This window comes from Streptomyces longisporoflavus, from assembly GCF_014649775.1.
Lineage (GTDB): Bacteria > Actinomycetota > Actinomycetes > Streptomycetales > Streptomycetaceae > Streptomyces > Streptomyces longisporoflavus.
Map to the genome: position 1 here is coordinate 21,219 of NZ_BMTR01000039.1, position 16,889 is coordinate 38,107.

General features: G+C 73.1%; 3 protein-coding genes. All 3 read right to left on the minus strand.

Translation table 11 applies throughout. The features are described from left to right. Nucleotides 1-10: 10 nt before the first annotated feature. Complete coding sequence (locus IE226_RS44475) at nucleotides 11-13,060, minus strand: type I polyketide synthase (RefSeq protein WP_229871851.1); 13,050 nt, start codon at nucleotides 13,058-13,060, stop codon at nucleotides 11-13. A 1,630-nt stretch (nucleotides 13,061-14,690) separates the two neighbouring features. Then, nucleotides 14,691-15,674 carry an AraC family transcriptional regulator gene (locus IE226_RS39370; protein ID WP_190086327.1) on the minus strand — a complete coding sequence of 328 codons (984 nt, stop codon included), beginning with the start codon at nucleotides 15,672-15,674 and terminating at the stop codon, nucleotides 14,691-14,693. Between the two features lie 23 nt (nucleotides 15,675-15,697). Beyond that, complete coding sequence (locus IE226_RS39375) at nucleotides 15,698-16,606, minus strand: zinc-binding dehydrogenase (RefSeq protein ID WP_190086328.1); 909 nt, start codon at nucleotides 16,604-16,606, stop codon at nucleotides 15,698-15,700. Nucleotides 16,607-16,889: the final 283 nt, after the last annotated feature.

The following is a 16,889-nucleotide window of genomic DNA, read 5'->3' on the forward strand; positions in this document are numbered from 1 at the left end:
TCCGGCCCGGTCACGAGGCCTCGAGTTCGTTGTCGAGGTAGCCGAAGAGTTCGTCGTCGGTGGCCGACGCGAGGTCGTCGGACTCGACGTCCTCCTCGGCGTCGTCGGCCCGTGCGTCGCTCCACCTGGCGAGCAGGGCCCGCAGCCGCAGGTCCACCTTGGTGGCGGTGCCGTCGTCGGCGAGGGCGAGCAGCGCGTTCTCCAGGTGGTCGAGCTGGTCGAGTACGCCGGTGTCGGGATCGGGTTCGGTGCGCGGGAGCAGCGTGAGCATGTGCCGGCTGATCGCGGCGACCGAGGGGTGGTCGAACACGAGGGTCGACGGCAGCCGCATGCCGGTCGCGTTGGTGAGCCGGTTGCGCAGTTCCACCGAGGTCAGCGAGTCGAAGCCGAGGTCCTGCAGGGCGCGGCCGGGCTCGATCCGGGCGCCGGTCGTGTGGCCGAGTACGGCTGCGACCTGTGCGCTGACCAGGTCGAGGACCGTCTGTTCACGGTCCTCGGCGGACTGGCGTGCGACGGTCTCGGTGAACGACCCGGCGGTGGCGGCGCTTGCCGCGGCGGCGCGGCGGGCGGGGGCGCGGACCAGGTTCCGCAGCATCGGGGGCAGTGTGCCGTCGGCCGCCTGGCCGCGCAGTGCGGCGGTGTCGAGCAGGACCGGTACGAGCTCGGGGCGGCTGTCCCTGGCCGCGGCGTCGAACAGGGCGAGGGCGTCGTCGGTGGGCAGTTCGAGGATGCCGGAACGGCCGAGGCGGGCCCGGTCGCCGGCGTCGAGTGCGGCGGTCATGCCGCTCGCGGCGGCCCACATGCCCCACGCGAGGGAGACGCCGGGCAGGCCCAGGGTGTGGCGGCGGTGCACGAGGGCGTCGAGCGTCGCGTTGGCGGCCGCGTAGCTCGCCTGTCCGGCGCTGCCGAGGACGCCGGCCGCCGAGGAGAACACCACGAACGCGGAGAGGTCGGCGTCCCGGGTCAGTTCGTCCAGGTGCAGGAGGCCGTCGACCTTCGGGGCGAACACGCGGACGACGCGGTCGGGGGTCAGCGACTCCAGTACGCCGTCGTCGACGATGCCCGCCGTGTGCACGACCGCGCCAAGCGGCTGGTCGAGGGAAGCGAGCAGCGCGGCCACCGAGTCGCGGTCTGCCACGTCGCACGCCGCCACGGACACGTGGGCGCCCAGTGTCTCCAGTTCGTCGCGGAGCGCCGCCGCGCCCTCGGTCGCCGGTCCCTTGCGTCCCGCGAGTACGAGGTTGCGTATGCCGTGCTCGGCGACCAGATGCCGGGCCACCAGGGCGCCGAGCGTGCCGAGGCCGCCGGTCACCAGGACGGGCCGGGCCGGGTCGAGGGGCGCGGGCACGGTGAGCACGACCTTGCCGACGTGGCGGGCCTGGCTGAGGTGGCGGAACGCCTCGGGTGCACGGCGGACGTCCCAGGCGCGCACCGGCAGGGGGCTGAGGGCGCCTGCCTCGAACAGGGCGAGCACCTCGACCAGCATCTCCTGGAAGCGGTCGGGTCCCGGCTGCGTCAGGTCGAACGTGGCGTACTCGACGCCGGGCGGCAGTGTGCCGGTGTCGCGCACGTCGGCCTTGCCCAGTTCGATGAACCGTCCGCCCCCAGGCAGCAGTTCGAGTGAGGCGTCGACGAACTCACGTACCAGGGAGTTCAGCACCACGTCCACGCCGCGGCCGCCGGTCCCGGCGGTGAACCGCGCCGCGAAGCCGGTGTCGCGCGAGGACGCCAGGTGGGATTCGGGTACGCCCGTCGCCCTTACGGTGTCCCACTTGGCGGGGCTCGCCGTGGCGAACACCTCGGCGCCCCAGTGGCGCGCGAGCTGTACGGCCGCCATGCCGACGCCGCCGGCCGCGGCGTGGACGAGCACGGACTCGCCCCGGCGCAGGCCGGCCAGGTCGTGCAGGGCGTAGTAGGCGGTGAGGAAGACCAGCGGCACGGACGCGCCGCGGGCGAAGGACCATCCGGCGGGCATCGGGGCGACCAGCCTGCGGTCGGTGACGGCGAGCGGCCCGAAGCCCTTGGTGACCATGCCGAGGACGCGGTCGCCCACCGCCAGGTCGGTGACCCCCGTGCCGATCTCGGTCACCACGCCGGCGACCTCGCTGCCCATGTCGGCCTCGCCGGGGTAGGAGCCGAGGGCGATCAGCACGTCGCGGAAGTTGAGGCCCGCGGCGCGTACGGCGATGCGCACCTCACCGGGCGCGAGGGGCGCGGCGGCGTCGGGGTGCGGCACCAGGGCGAGGCCGTCGAGGGAGCCGCGCTGCTTGATGTCCAGCCGCCACGGCCCGTCGGCGGGCGGGGTGAGCGCGTCGTCGTCGGTGGTGCGGACGAGCCGGGGCACTCGCACCTGGCCCGCCCTGACGGTGGTCTGGGGTTCGCCGGAGGCCAGCGCGGCGCGTACGGCGGCGGCGGGCTCCCCGGCGTCGTCGAGGTCGAGCAGTGTGAAGCGGCCGGGGTTCTCGGTCTGTGCCGAGCGCACCAGTCCCCATACGGCGGCCTGCGCCGGGTCGGGCGCCTCGGTGTCGACCGCGCCGCGGGTCACGAACACCAGGCGGGTGTCGGTGGTCCGCTCGTCGGCGAGCCAGTCCTTGAGGTGTGCCAGGGCCCGGGACACCATCTGCCTGGCGGCCTGGCCGTCGTCCTTCGCGGAGGTCGGCGGGCACGGGACGAGCAGGTCGGTGACGCCGTCGAGGGCCTCGGGGCCCGACACGGTCGGCGCGTCGACGCGCAGGCCGCCAGGGAAGCCGTCGCCGCTGTCCCCGTCCGTGGCGAGCACGGCGAGTCCGGCCGTATCGCCCGCTGTCGCCTCGGCTGTTCCCTCGGCGGGCGTCCACTCCAAGCGCAGCAGGGCGTCGGTGCTCGTGGAGGGGGCCGCGCGCAGTTCCGTCGGGCGCATGACCAGCGAATCGACGGTCGCCACGGGCCGGCCGACCATGTCGGCGACGGCCAGCGACATCGCGTCCTGTCCCTGCCCTTCGGGCGACCAGCGCACCCGTAGCGTCGACGCCCCGTGGGCGTGCAGCCGCACCCCCGTGAAGCTGAACGGCAGCCGGGGGCCGCCGCCGGTCTCGTCGAGGGCGCGCAGCACGGGTGCGTGCAGCGCGGCGTCGAGCAGGGCGGGGTGCAGGGCGAAGCCCTCCTCGCCGCTGTCGTCGGCCAGGCCCACCTCGACGTACACGTCGCCGTCGAGGCGCCACGCGGCGCGCAGGGCGCGGAAGACCGGTCCGTAGTCGTAGCCGAGCGCGGTGAGGCGGTCGTAGACGTCGTCGACGTCCATCGGAGTCGCACCCCGGGGCGGCCACACCGTGAGTCCGGCGGGCTGCGCGTCGCCCGCCGTGACCGTGCCGGTCGCGTGCTCGGTCCACGGCGCGTCCCGGTCGGCGTCCTCGGCCCGCGAGTGCACCCGGACGCCGCGCCTGCCGTCCTCCTCCGCTCCGACGGTCACCCGCAGGGCACGTCCGCCGCGCTCGGGCAGGACCAGCGGGGCGTGCAGGGTCAGTTCCTCGACGGTGTCCAGCCCGCAGTGGTCCGCGGCGTGCAGGGCGAGGTCGAGGAAGCCGGTGCCGGGGAAGAGCACCCGGTCGCCGACGCCGTGGTCGGCGAGCCACGGCTGGGTGCTCGTGGAGAGCCTGCCGGTGAAGACGACGCCGTCGGAGTCGGGCAGGGCGACGGCCGCGCGCAGCAGCGGGTGGTCGCCCGTGGCCAGACCGAGGGCCGCCGTCGCCCTGTCGCCGGTGGGGGCGACGGCCGCGGTCAGCCAGTACCGCTCGTGCTGGAAGGCGTAGGTGGGCAGCTCCACGCGGGTGCCCCGGCCGCCGGACAGGGCCGCCGGGTCCAGGCGTGCGCCGCGGACGTGCAGGAGTGCGGCGGCGAGGGCCAGCGACTCCGGCTCGGGCCGCTCGGAGCGCAGCGTGGGGACGAACGCGGCTTCGGGGGCGCTGTCCTGGCCCGTCGCGCTGAGCACGCCGCCGGGTCCGGCCTCCACCATCGTCGTCACGCCCATGGCGGCGAGCGACGTCACGCCGTCGGCGAACCGTACGGGCCTGCGCACGTGCTGCACCCAGTGCTCGGGCGAGGTCAGTTCCTCGGCGCCGACCGGTTGACCGGTCAGGGTGGAGATGATCGGCAGCGTGGGCGGGTGGGCGGTCGTGCCGGCCACGACGCGGCGGAACGCGTCGAGCATCGGTTCCATCAGCGGGGAGTGGAAGGCGTGGCTGACCCGCAGTCTGCTGACCTTGCGGCCCTGCGCCTTGAGGCGGTCGGCCAGCGCGAGCACTTCGAGTTCGCTGCCGGACAGGACGAGTGAGTTGGGGCCGTTGATGGCGGCGATGCCGACGTTCTCGGAGCACTCCGGCGTGATCTCGTCCTCGGTGGCCTGCACGGCGACCATGACGCCGCCTTCGGGCAGCGCCTGCATGAGCGCGCCACGCGCGGCGACGATCGTGCAGGCGTCGGCGAGGGAGAAGACGCCCGCCACGTGCGCGGCGGCCAGTTCACCGATCGAGTGGCCCGCGAGCGCGTCGGGCCGGAGGCCGAAGGTCTCCCACAGCCGGTAGAGCGCGACCTCGACGGCGAACAGGGCGGGCTGGGCGTACTCCGTGCGGTCGAGGGCACTTTGGTCGTCACCGAAGACGATGTCGCGCAGCGGCACGTCCAGGTGCGGGTCGAGGTGGGCGAACACCTCGTCGAGCGCGTCGGCGAACGCGGGCCGCGTCTCGTACAGTTCGCGGCCCATGCCCACGCGCTGGGAGCCCTGGCCGGAGAACAGCACGGCGAGCCGGCCGCCGTCGGGGGTGCCGCGCACCACGCCCGGGGCGTCCGCGCCCTCGGCCAGTGCCTGGAGTCCGGCGCGCAGGTCGGGTGTGCCGGTGCCCAGGACGACCGCGCGGTGGTCCAGGGCGGCCCGCCCGGTGGCGAGGGTCGCGGCGATGTCGAGCGGTGACAGTTCGGGCCTCGCGTCCACGGTGGCGGCGAGGCGGGCGGCCTGTTCGCGCAGCGCGGTGGTGTCGCGGGCCGACAGCGTCCACGCCAGGGGGCGGCCGTCGGGGTCGTCGGCCGGGGCGGGGGCCACGGGGGCGGGTGCGGCCTGCTCGAGGATGACGTGGCCGTTGGTGCCGCTGACGCCGAACGCGGAGACGGCGGCGCGCCTCGGGCGGCCCGCCTCGGGCCACGGCCGCTGTTCGGGAAGGAGTTCCACGGCGCCCGTCGTCCAGTCGACGTGCTCGGACGGGCGGTCGAGGTGCAGGGTGCGGGGCAGTACGCCGTGCCGCATCGCCTGCACCATCTTGATGACGCCCGCGATGCCGGAGGCGGCCTGGGTGTGGCCGATGTTGGACTTCAGCGCGCCGAGGAGCAACGGCCGCTCGGCGGGGCGGTCCTGGCCGTAGGTGGCGAGCAGCGCCTGCGCCTCGATGGGGTCGCCGAGCCGGGTGCCTGTGCCGTGGCCCTCGACGGCGTCGACGTCCGCGGGGGTCAGGCCGGCGTTCGCGAGTGCCGCGCGGATGACGCGCTGCTGCGCGGGCCCGCTCGGCGCCGACAGACCGTTCGACGCACCGTCCTGGTTGGTGGCCGAACCGCGGACGACGGCGAGGACCTGGTGGCCGTTGGCCTGTGCGTCGGAGAGCCGTTCCAGGAGGATCAGGCCCGCACCCTCGCCCCAGCCGACGCCGTCGGCGGCGTCGGCGAAGGGCTTGCACCGGCCGTCGGGGGCAAGGCCGCCCTGGAGGCTGAACTCGGCGAAGGGCGTCGGCGTCACCATGATCGCCGTGCCGCCCGCCAGGGCCATCGAGCACTCCCCCGACCGCAGAGCCTGCACGGCGAGGTGCAGGGCGACCAGGGAGGACGAGCAGGCGGTGTCCACGGTGACGGCGGGCCCGCGCAGGCCGAGGGCGTAGGCGATCCGGCCGGACACGACGCTCAGCGCGTCGCCGGTGAGCCGGTAGCCGTCCATCTCGGGGCTCGCCTGCTCCAGGGTGCCTGCGTAGCTCTGCGGGGAGGCGCCGACGTACACACCGGTGAGGCTGTCGCGTACGGAGGTCGGGTCGATGCCGGCACGCTCGAAGGCCTCCCAGGCCAGTTCGAGTACCTGCCGCTGCTGGGGGTCCATCGCCAGGGCCTCGCGCGGGGCGATGCCGAAGAAGCCCGCGTCGAAGCCGCCCGCGTCGTCGACGAAGGCGCCTTCCAGGGTCCGGCTGCGGCCCTGGCCCTCGGCGTCGGCCGGGTAGAGCCGGTCGGTGTCCCAGCCCCGGTCGTCGGGGAAGGGTCCGATGGCGTCGCGTCCTTCGAGGACGAGGGACCACAGGTCCTCGGGGCCGCGTACGCCGCCGGGGTAGCGGCAGCTCATGGCGACCACGGCGATGGGCTCGTCGGCGGTGCGCGGCGCGCTCTGGGCGGGCGCCGCGGTATGCCGCTCGCCGAGGACCACGGTGTGCAGGTGGCGGGCGAGAGCATCCGGCGTCGGGTGGTCGAAGACGACCGTCGCGGGCAGCCGTACGCCCGTCGCGGTGTTGAGGCGCTTGCGGAGCTCGATGGCGGTGAGGGAGTCGAAGCCCAGCTCGCGGAAGGCGCGGTCCGGCGTGACGGTGCCGGGTCCTTCGTGGCCCAGCACCGTCGCCGCGTGGCCGCGGACCAGGTCGAGCAGGAGCCGGTACTGGTCGGCGTCGGCGAGCCCGGTCAGCCGGTCGGCGAGCGCGCCGCCGGAGGCCGGCTGTTCCACCGCGTCCTGTGCGGCGAGGGCGACGACGTCGGGTATCTCGCTGATCAGCGGGCGCGAGCGGGCCGCCGTGAAGCCGGGGGCGAAGCGGGCCCAGTCGATGTCCGCGACCGTCACGGTCGTCTCGCCCGTCGCGAGGGCGGTGGCGAGCGCGCCGACGGCGAGCTCGGGCCGCATGGGCCGCAGGCCCCGGCGGCGCAGCTGGTCGTCGAGGTCGCCGGTCACCATGCCGCCGCCCGCCCACATGCCCCAGGAGACCGAGGTGGCGGGCAGTCCTTCGGTACGGCGGCGCTGTGCGAGGCCGTCGAGGAAGGCGTTCGCGGCGCCGTACGCGCCGAGTTCACCGCTGCCCCACACCGCGGAGCCGGAGGAGAACAGCACGAACGCGTCCAACTCGCGTCCGGCGCACAGCTCGTCGAGGTGCGCCGCGCCGACGGCCTTGGCCGCCAGGGCGTACGCGAGGTCCGAGGTGTCCGTGTCGGCCAGCGGCAGGGACGGGACGGTGCCCGCGGCGTGGAAGACCGAGCGGACCGGGGTGCCGTCGGCGTCGAGCCGGGCGAACAGGTCGGCGAGGGCGGCACGGTCGGCGGCGTCGCAGGCGGCGACGGTGGCCTTGACGCCGAGCCCGGTCAGCTCGGCCTCCAGCTCCTGTGCGCCGGGGGCGTTCGCGCCGCTGCGGCTGGTCAGGACGATGTGCTCGGCTCCGTTGCCCGCGAGCCAGCGGGCCACGTGGCCGCCGATGGCGCCGGTGCCACCGGTGATCAGTACGGTGCCCCGGGCGCGCCAGGCGGCTGTCGCAGCCGGTGCGGGTGCCGGAGTGAGGCGTCGCACGGACACTCCGGAGGCCCGGACAGCCAGTTGGTCCTCGTCCGCCTGCCCGGCCAGGGTTGCGGCGAGCCGTGTCGCGGTCCTGGCGTCGGGGGTTGCGGGCAGGTCGACGATGCCGCCCCAGCGGTCCGGGTGCTCGAGGCCGACGGCGAGGCCGAGGCCCCATGTCTGGCTCTGCGTCGGGTGGGTCAGCGGGTCGGACCGCCCGACGGACACCGCGCCGGTCGTGGCCAGCCACAGCGGCGCGCCGATCCCGGCGTCACCGAGCGCCCGTACCAGCTCCAGCGTGCCGGAAAGGCCGTTCGGGACGGTCGGCGCCGCAGGGTCGGGCCGTTCGTCGAGGGCCAGGAGAGAGAGCACGCCGCTGGGTACGACGTCCAGGGCGCGCAGCGAATCGGCGGAGCCGTCGGTCTCCAGGACGTCGGCTCCATGGGCGCGCAGCGCGTCGACGGCCGCCGACCGCCACGGGTGCTCGGCCTCGGACGGGGAGCCGATCACGAGCCAGGTGCCGCTCAGGGCAGGGGTCGTGGCGGTGGCGAGCGGGTTCCAGGTGACGCGGTAGCGCCACGCGTCGAGGGTGGAGCGCTCCTGACTGCGGCGGCGCCAGTCGGCCAGGCCGGCCAGTACGTCGGTGAGCGGCGCGTCGGCGGGCACGTCCAGGGTTGTGGCGAGGTCGCCGCGCTCCACCGAGGACCAGAATTCCTCCAGGGTGGGGTCGCCGGCCGCGGACGGGCGGGCCGTCTCCTCGAGCCAGAACCGCCTGCGCTGGAAGGGGTAGGTGGGCAGGTCGACGTGCTGCCCGGCGGGCACCACGGCACGCCAGTCGAACGGCAGGCCCTCGACGTACGCCTCGGCGGCGGACAGCAGGAACCGGTCGAGTCCGCCGTCGGTGCGGCGCAGCGTGCCCACGACCACGGCGTCGCCGCCGGTCGCGTCCAGCGTCTCGCGGATCCCGAAGGTGAGGACGGGGTGCGGGCTGCATTCGACGAACGCGCCGAACCCCTGGTCGAGCAGGCCGCGCGTGACCTCCTCGAACCGGACGGTGTTGCGCAGGTTCTGATACCAGTACTCTGCTCCGACCTCGGTCCCGGTCAGCCACTCCCCCGTGACCGTGGACAGTATCGGCACACTCGCCTGCCGGGGCTCGACCCCGGCGAGGACGTCCGCCAACGCCTCCTGGATACGCTCGACGTGCGGCGAGTGCGAAGCGTAATCCACCGGCACCCGCCGGGCGCGCACCTCATCGGCCGCACAGGACTCCATCAACTCGTCCAAGGCGTCGGCGTCACCCGCCACCACCACCGAGCGCGGACCATTCACGGCGGCGAGCGAAATCCGCCCCTCCCACCGCGCGATCCGCTCACGCGCGGCCTCCACCGTCACCGCAAGCGACACCATCCCGCCCTGACCCGACAGCGCCAGAATCGCCTTGCTGCGCAACGCCACCACCTTGGCGGCATCATCCAGGGACAACGCTCCCGCGACGTGCGCGGCGGCGATCTCCCCCTGGCTGTGGCCCACCACCGCGTCCGGCTCGACACCGTACGAACGCCACAGCGCGGCCAGCGACACCATCACCGCGAACAGCGCGGGCTGCACCACATCGACCCGCTCCAGCTGGGCCGCATCACCCAGCACCTCGTGCAACGACCAATCCACGTACGGAGCCAACGCATCGGCACACGCATCGAGCGAGGCGCGGAACACGGGCGAGGACTCCGCCAACTCCGCACCCATGCCCAGCCACTGCGAACCCTGACCCGGGAAAACAAACGCCACCTTGCCCACAGACCGCGCGACGCCGATCGCCACACGAGCGGCCTCCGTCCCACGAGCCACCGCCGACAACGCGTCCGCACCACCCGCCACCACCACGGCCCGGTGATCGAACACCGCTCGGGAGAGCAGGGCATGCGCCACGTCGGCCGGCGCCAGCGCCTCTGCCGCGGGGGCGAGTCGGGCGGCGTGGGCGCGCAGGGCGTCCCACGTGCGCGCGGACAGCACCAGGGGGGCGGGTCCGGACGCCGGCCGCGGGTCGGTCGGGGTGTCGTCGGGTGCCTGTTCCAGCACCGCGTGGGCGTTGGTGCCGCTGATGCCGAACGAGGACACACCGGCCCGCCTGGGCCGCTCGACATCGGGCCACGGCATGGTCTCGGTGACGAGCGACACGGCGCCCGACGTCCAGTCCACGTGCGGGGTGGGCTCGGTGATGTGCAGGCTCTGGGGCAGTACGCCGTGCCGCAGCGCGAGGACCATCTTGATCAGGCCCGCGACGCCGGAAGCCGCCTGGGTGTGGCCGATGTTGGACTTCACCGAGCCGAGCAGCAGCGGCCTCTCGGCGGGGTGCTCGCGGCCGTAGGTGGCGAGGATCGCGTCCGCCTCGATCGGGTCGCCGAGCCGGGTACCGGTGCCGTGCGCCTCGACGGCGTCGACCTCGGCGGCCGGGACACCCGCGTCGGCGAGCGCCTGCCGGATGACCCTGCGCTGCGCGGGGCCGCTGGGGGCGGTGAGTCCGTTGGACGCGCCGTCCTGGTTGATCGCGGTGCCCTTGATCAGCGCGAGTACGGGGTGGCCGTTGCGGCGCGCGTCGGACAGCCGCTCCAGGAGCACCATGGTGGCGCCCTCGGCGAGGCCGAACCCGTCGGCGCTCGCCGAGAACGCCTTGCAGCGCCCGTCGGGGGCGAGCGCGCGCTGCCTGCTGAACTCCATGAACATGCCCGGCGACGGCATGACCGTGACGCCGCCCGCCAGGGCGAGGGGGCACTCCCCCCGCCGCAGCGACTGCACGGCCAGGTGCAGGGCGGCCAGGGACGAGGAGCACGCCGTGTCGAGGGTGACGGCGGGACCGTTGAACCCGAACGAGTAGGAGAGCCTGCCGGAGGCGACGCTCGCGGTGTTGCCGGTGAGCAGATAGCCCTCAAGATCCGCGGGGGCCTCGTGAAGCCGCGGCCCGTAGTCCATCGTCATCGCGCCCACGAACACGCCCGCCTGGCTGCCCCTGAGCGTCGCCGGTGCGATGCCGGCGCGCTCGATGGCCTCCCAGCCGATCTCCAGGAGCAGCCGCTGCTGCGGGTCCATCGCCACTGCCTCGCGCGGCGATATCCCGAAGAACTCGGGGTCGAACTGCGGGGCGTCGTGCAGGAATCCGGCCTCGCGCTGGTAGTAGCCGCCCGCCCGCTCGGCGTCCTCGTCGTAGCGGCCGTCCAGGTCCCAGCCCCGGTCGGTGGGGAACGGGGTGACGCCGTCGCCGCCGGTGGACAGCAGCTCCCACAGGTCCTCGGGGCTGCGTACGCCGCCGGGCAGGCGGCAGCTCATCGCCACGATCGCGATCGGCTCGTCGTCGCCGACGGCTGCCGGGATGAGCGGCTCGTCGTCGTCATCCGGGGTGCCGAGCAGCACGCGGTCGATGTGCCGGGCGAGGCCGCGGCACGTCGGGTTGTCGAACACCGTCGACACCCGCAGGTTCAGTCCGGTGGCCGCGTTGAGCAGGTTGCGCAGGGTCACCGCGCCCGCCGAGTCGACGCCCAGCTCGAGGAGCGGCGCGTCCGCGTCGGCGGGCTCGGGCTCCCTGGAGGCGTCTGCGACGGTGGCGGCCACCTGCGCGCGGACCAGGTCGAGGAGGAACGCGGCGCGGTCGGGGGCAGCCGCGACGCGGTCGGCGAAGGACGGGGCGGGGGCGGCGGCGGGCGCCGCGTGCAGCGGGTAGGCGGGCAGCGGCACCGCTCGCGCGTCCCGGCCCTCGAACACCGCGTTCCAGTCGGGGAGCACGCCGTGCGCGTGCAGTTCGGCGAGCGCGGCGGTCATCTGGTCGGCGCCGCCCCGCTCCCTGCGCAGCGTGCCGACGACGGCGGCCTCCACGGCGGCTTCCTCGGCGGTTTCCTGGACGGCCCTGGTGAGGACCGGGTGCGGGCTCGATTCGAGGAACAGGTGGTGCCCGGCGGCCAGGACGGCGCGCGTGGCGCGCTCGAAGTCCGCGGTGCCGCGCAGATTGCGGCACCAGTGGTCCGCGGTGAGCGTGAGCGGGTCGACCCTGGCGCCCGTGGTGGCCGTGTAGATCGGCACGTCCGTCGGGCGGGGGGTGATCGGGGCGAGGTCGGCGCGCAGCATGTCGAGCACGGAATCGACCTGACGGCCGTGCGCGGCGAGACGGATCGCGATGCTCCTGGCCCTGACGCCGTCGGCGGCCAGTTCGGCGAGGAGTTCGGTGGCCGCCTCCTCGGTGCCGGAGACCAGGACCGAGGCGGGGGCGTGTACGGCGGCCAGGTCGAGATCCTCGTACCGGGTGAGCCGCTCGCGCACGTCGTCGGCCGACGCGAGGACGGAGAGCATCACGCCGTGTTCGAGCAGATGTACCTGCGCTTGGCTGAACAGGGCCACGGCCCGTGCGCCGTCCTCGACGGACAGCGCGCCCGCGACCGTCGCGGCCGGTATCTCGCCGACGCTGGAGCCGATCACGGCGCCGGGCCGCACACCCCAGGAGCGCCACAGCGCGGACAGGGACACCATCATCGCCCAGAGCGCGGGCTGTCCCACGTCCGGCCGGTCGAGGGAGGGTGTGTCCGCCGTGCCGCGCAGCACGTCGAGGACGGGCCAGTCGACGTACGGCGTCAAGGCATCGGCGCATGCCTGCAGTTGCTCGGCGAACACCGGCGACGTGGCGAGGAGTTCGTCGGCCATGCCCAGCCACTGCGGGCCGTGGCCCGGGAACACCAGGGCGATGTCGTCCGCCGCGGCCCGCACCGGCCTCCCGGCCGCGAGCCCCGGCACGGGTATTCGTCCCTCGCTGAGGGCGAGCAGTTTTTCGGCGAGCCGCGTGCGGTCCCCGCCGACCAGCGCGGTGCGCCGGGCGAGAGCGGGCCGGGTGGTGGCGAGGGAGAAGCCGATGTCCACGAGCGGCAGGGCCGGTTCGGCTTCGATCAGCGCGTGCAGGTCGGCGGCTCGCGCCCGCAGCGCGTCGTCGCTGTGCGCCGACAAGGTGATCGGGACGGCGGGGCCGTCCGCCGCGTCGCGGCCGGGCCGGGGCCGGCCCGATCCCAACGCGGCCTCGACCAATGCGGGCACGCCGTCGGACCATGCGTGGTCGGCGTCGAGCAGGTAGGCAAAGGTCGCGGTCCGTGTGCTGTCCGAGCGCGTGAGCACGGCGAAGGTGCCGTCGGCCCCGACCAGCGCCAGGTCGCACGCACCGGAACGTACGGCGGCCACGGCTTCGGTCAGCGGGTCTTGTCCGGTCCGGCAGGGGCCGTGGAAGCCGAGCACGCGTGCCAACTCGCCCGCCGGGTCCGTGCCGGCGGTGTCGGCGCCCACATAGACGCCGACGCCTGCCCGCTCGTCCGCGCCGATGCCCGCGTCCTCGCAGGCCGCCCACGCCGACTCCAGTTCCACCGTCCGGTCCGCGGGCAGCGTCATACCGGTCAGCTCGGCCAGTACACCGTGGTCGCGCTCCGCCCGCATCGGTGCCGCGGGCGCGGCCCCGATGACGGCGACAGTGCCGGTGTACACCCCTTCAGATAAGCGCATGGCAGCCTCTGCCTTCGTCAGTAATCCACTGGAACGGGATACACGCATGGTTGGCCTGAATCGGCTCGATGCTTTCTCGGCCACCTGGCCGCGACAACGATCGCAAGTCAAAGCCAGCTATCCAGAAATTGTCAACTGCGGCCTATTTTCGGTCTGTCGTCGGCGGAAAACACTCATAGGGCATGTGAAGGCGCGGGTCAGAGGCGCGTCATCGCGCACGCTTTACCGTACGGACTTCCAAAATTTACCCGGCTATAGACGCGCCCCAGAGAGGAACGAACCCGCCCGAGATACCCTGTCGCCAAGCAGCTCATGCCCTATCGCGCAGCGCCTTCTGCCCCGTCGCACAGGGGTGGCTTCGCGCCCGCGGGGATGGAATTGCGGCGTCACCCGTGCATCAACAACACGCCAACCCTTCGTCGCGATCCGGCCATACGGACCCCGTCAAGATTCGGCCCTCGCGCAGACCGCTTTGAAACACTGAATTAATAGGGGCAGAAACCAGCTCGCCGACCGCACGCGCCGAAGGCGGTCGAAGCGGGTAGAGACCAGCAAGGAAGGGCCTGCACAGGCCCGGGAGACAGGGGAGCGACCCGGCCGAGCGCCCCTCGCACCGTGGCGACGTTGCCCCGGAGCGGCACGCCCTGCCTCGGAGCCGGAGCCGGAGCATGGGCGCCGAGGTGGCCGGGACCAAGAAAGAGGACCGGCGCGGTAATGGCCGTGAGGGTGCAGGGAAGAGGTACCCCCGGCCGCCTCCACGAGACGTCGGCCGGGATCTCATTTCGCGACGGTCGGAGTTCGCGACCCATCAGTTGGTAGCCGGAGAACGACATAAGCCGTTCACGAGAACAGCGACTCCGGTTCGGGCACAGGAAGAGCCCTCGTGTTCCTCATACGTCAGCCGAGGCGGTATACCCGCAAGCGCCGACCCCGCGTCGCGGCTAGCTGATTCTTATCCCCCTTTTATACGGGCCCCGCGCAGTCGCAGGGATCGATACGGAGGACCGAGGGTGCGGTACTCCGAGAAGACCGAATCAGCCTGCGGATGGGTGGCACATGGTCGGTTCGAACGCGATACCCGTGGCCTCGCGCCTGGCCCGACAGTAGCCGACTGAGTGCAGCCCGCACCAGACTCTCCTTATGTGGCAATCGGAGGCCGAATAACACTTCTCCACTGGCGCATAGGGCACGTTGCCGGGCACGGTGAACGTGTCTGCGTATATGCCATCGCGAATGCCTGACACCTTCACCACCTGGCATCAATCACGGGAGTTCGCGTCCACGACTCCTGACTCGTGAGTATTCGAAGCCCACACTCCGTGTCCGAAAGCGGATCACCCCCGGAACCACCGTGCCCGTTTGGCCTCGCCCGCGCTCCGTCTTCTGACCGTTTCGGGCCCGCGAGCGGAATCTGTGCCGCCGGAGTGATCGGCGTCACTGGTCTTCCGCTCGTCTGAGATCTCCAGCAAAGCCAGGGGCGTTGCAGACTATGCCGCCGGACGCGAGGAGGGCTCGCGGCTCTCTTGCACTTCACCGGCATGAGCACGGGGGTGCAGGGTGCCATGCCACCGTCGCAACAAGCTCCACGGGTAGGTGCGGGACGAGTGCGTGAAGCCTGGTGGGAGTGGTGCTAGCTCTGCCCGCCCGCCCGAACCGCACTTGTGCTCGGGTCTCGTCGGTGATCGCCTGCCTGTGCTCGCCCGCGAACTCGGGAACGGTACTCGCCCGGAGGCATGCCCCGGGCACGCCGGAAGGCCCGGCTGAATGCGTGCGCAGAGGCGTAGCCGACTGCGCCGGAGATCGACTCGACCGGCTCGTCGGTGTCGCGGAGCCGGACGGAGGCCAGGTCCATGCGCCACTGCGTCACGTACGCGCCCGGCGTCTGCCCGAGGGCGGACCGGAAGTGCCTGGACAGCGTCGCTCGGGAGACCGCCGTCGCGGCCGCCAGGGACTCGGTGGTCCAGGGATGTTCCGGTCGGGCGTGGACACACGACAGGGCGTCGCGCACGACCGGATCACGCGTCGCGTCCAGCCATGAGCCGGGCTGCTTGTCCGGGTGACGGGCCAACCAGACGCGTACGAACTGGATGAGCAGAAGGTCCACGATGCTGTTGACGGCGGCGGTGGTGCCGATCTGCGGCTGCGCGAGCTCCGCCGTGAGAAGCTCGACGGTCTTCTTGAGCTGTGTGTTCTCCCGGCTGGTGACGTGCATCGGCCGGACGAGGGAGGTAAGCACCGGCGTACGCACCTCCAAGTCCTGCTGGTAGCGCAGGACGAGCACTTCCGTCTGCGTCGGCGCCGAGCCCAGGTGCAGGGCCCTGCCGTCGGCGAGGGCCTGGTTCGTCGCCTCGCGGTCACAGGGGCCCAGCGTCGTACTGGACCCGCCGGCTATTCCGTGGGCGGTACCCGGCGACAGCAGAACGGCGTCTCCCGCCCGGACCTCCAGAGGCTTCCCGCCCGGGACGTGGAGCCACATCGTGCCGCGGGAGACTACGTGCAGTGCCGCTCCGGGGGAGGAGTCAAGCCACAGGCCCCAGGCCCCTCCGGCCTTCAGTACGACCCCGAGCGCGCCTCGCGCGCCCGATACACGCAAGGCCTCCGCGAGTACGTCCATGGTTCCATTCTCGTCGACGGGCCTCAGAGCACATCAAGAACGATCTTTCCGTGCACCTTCCGCGCGAACAGTGCCCGGACGGCATCGTCCACCTCCTGCCAGCGGCCTCGCAGTCCGACCGGTGCCGTAAGCCTCCCGGCGGCCATGAGACCCAGCAGGTCCGTCAGGTCCCCGCTGGTCGGCGTCATGTCACCGTAGGTGGTGATGCTGCGGGGTTCACCGAAGCCGAACAAGGACCCTGCGGGGAACATGGTGTCCTGCCCCGAGGAGTAACCGACCAGGTGGATGGTGCCGCCCTCGGCGAGCAAATTCCACGCCAGGGCCAGCAGCGGCCCGCCGACCGTGTCCAGGACGACGTCGAACCGGTCCCCGGCCCCGGCCATTTCGGTCAGCACCCTGTCGGCGCCGAGTTCACGGAGTCCGGCGGCCCGCTCCGGCGAACCCACCAGCGCCGTCACCCGGGCGCCCGCCAGCGCCGCCAGCTGGACGGCGAAGTGCCCCACTCCCCCGCTGGCGCCGGTAATCAGAACGTCGCGCGCCAGCAGGGAACGCTTGCGCAGCACCCGGAACGCGGTGACTCCGGCGATCCCCAGCGCTGCGGCGTCGGCCAGGTCCACGCCCTCGGGAACGGTGCCGAGCGAGGCGGGGCCGGCTGCCACCCGCTCCGCCCATGCGTGGGAAGACATCCCCAGCGCGACGCGCGTACCCACCGGTGGCCCCGAGCCGTCGGCTGCGGCTCGCACCACGACACCGGCCGCGTCGTGGCCGTGCACAGCGCCGGCCGGCCACTGACGTACATAATTCAGCTCTCCGAAGTTGAGTCCGATGTGCCGTATCTCGACCAATGCCTCGCCGGTGGACGGTACGGGCTCATCGACATCGGCGAACCGGACAGGTCCGGCCTCACTGTGATCGACCACAAGGGCGCGCATAAGGGGTGGGCTTCCTTCTCTCGTGGATGCGCCTGAACACTCGGCGCGACAACAGACGCAGTGCGCGAATCCCGCACTGCCGCCTCCTTGAAAAACCCTACGCAGGACCAGCGCAGCGACCAGCCCCGTGAGAACCGATCAGTTGACGATCTGTGTCAGTGCGGCCCGCGCGCGGCGTCGAGCTCTGCACGCATTCGGCGGATGACGCCGTGACGGACCTAGGCACGCCCCCGCGCAGGCGAGGAGCAGCTGAGGGCCAGCGCTTTCCTCCTGCCCCCGCGCG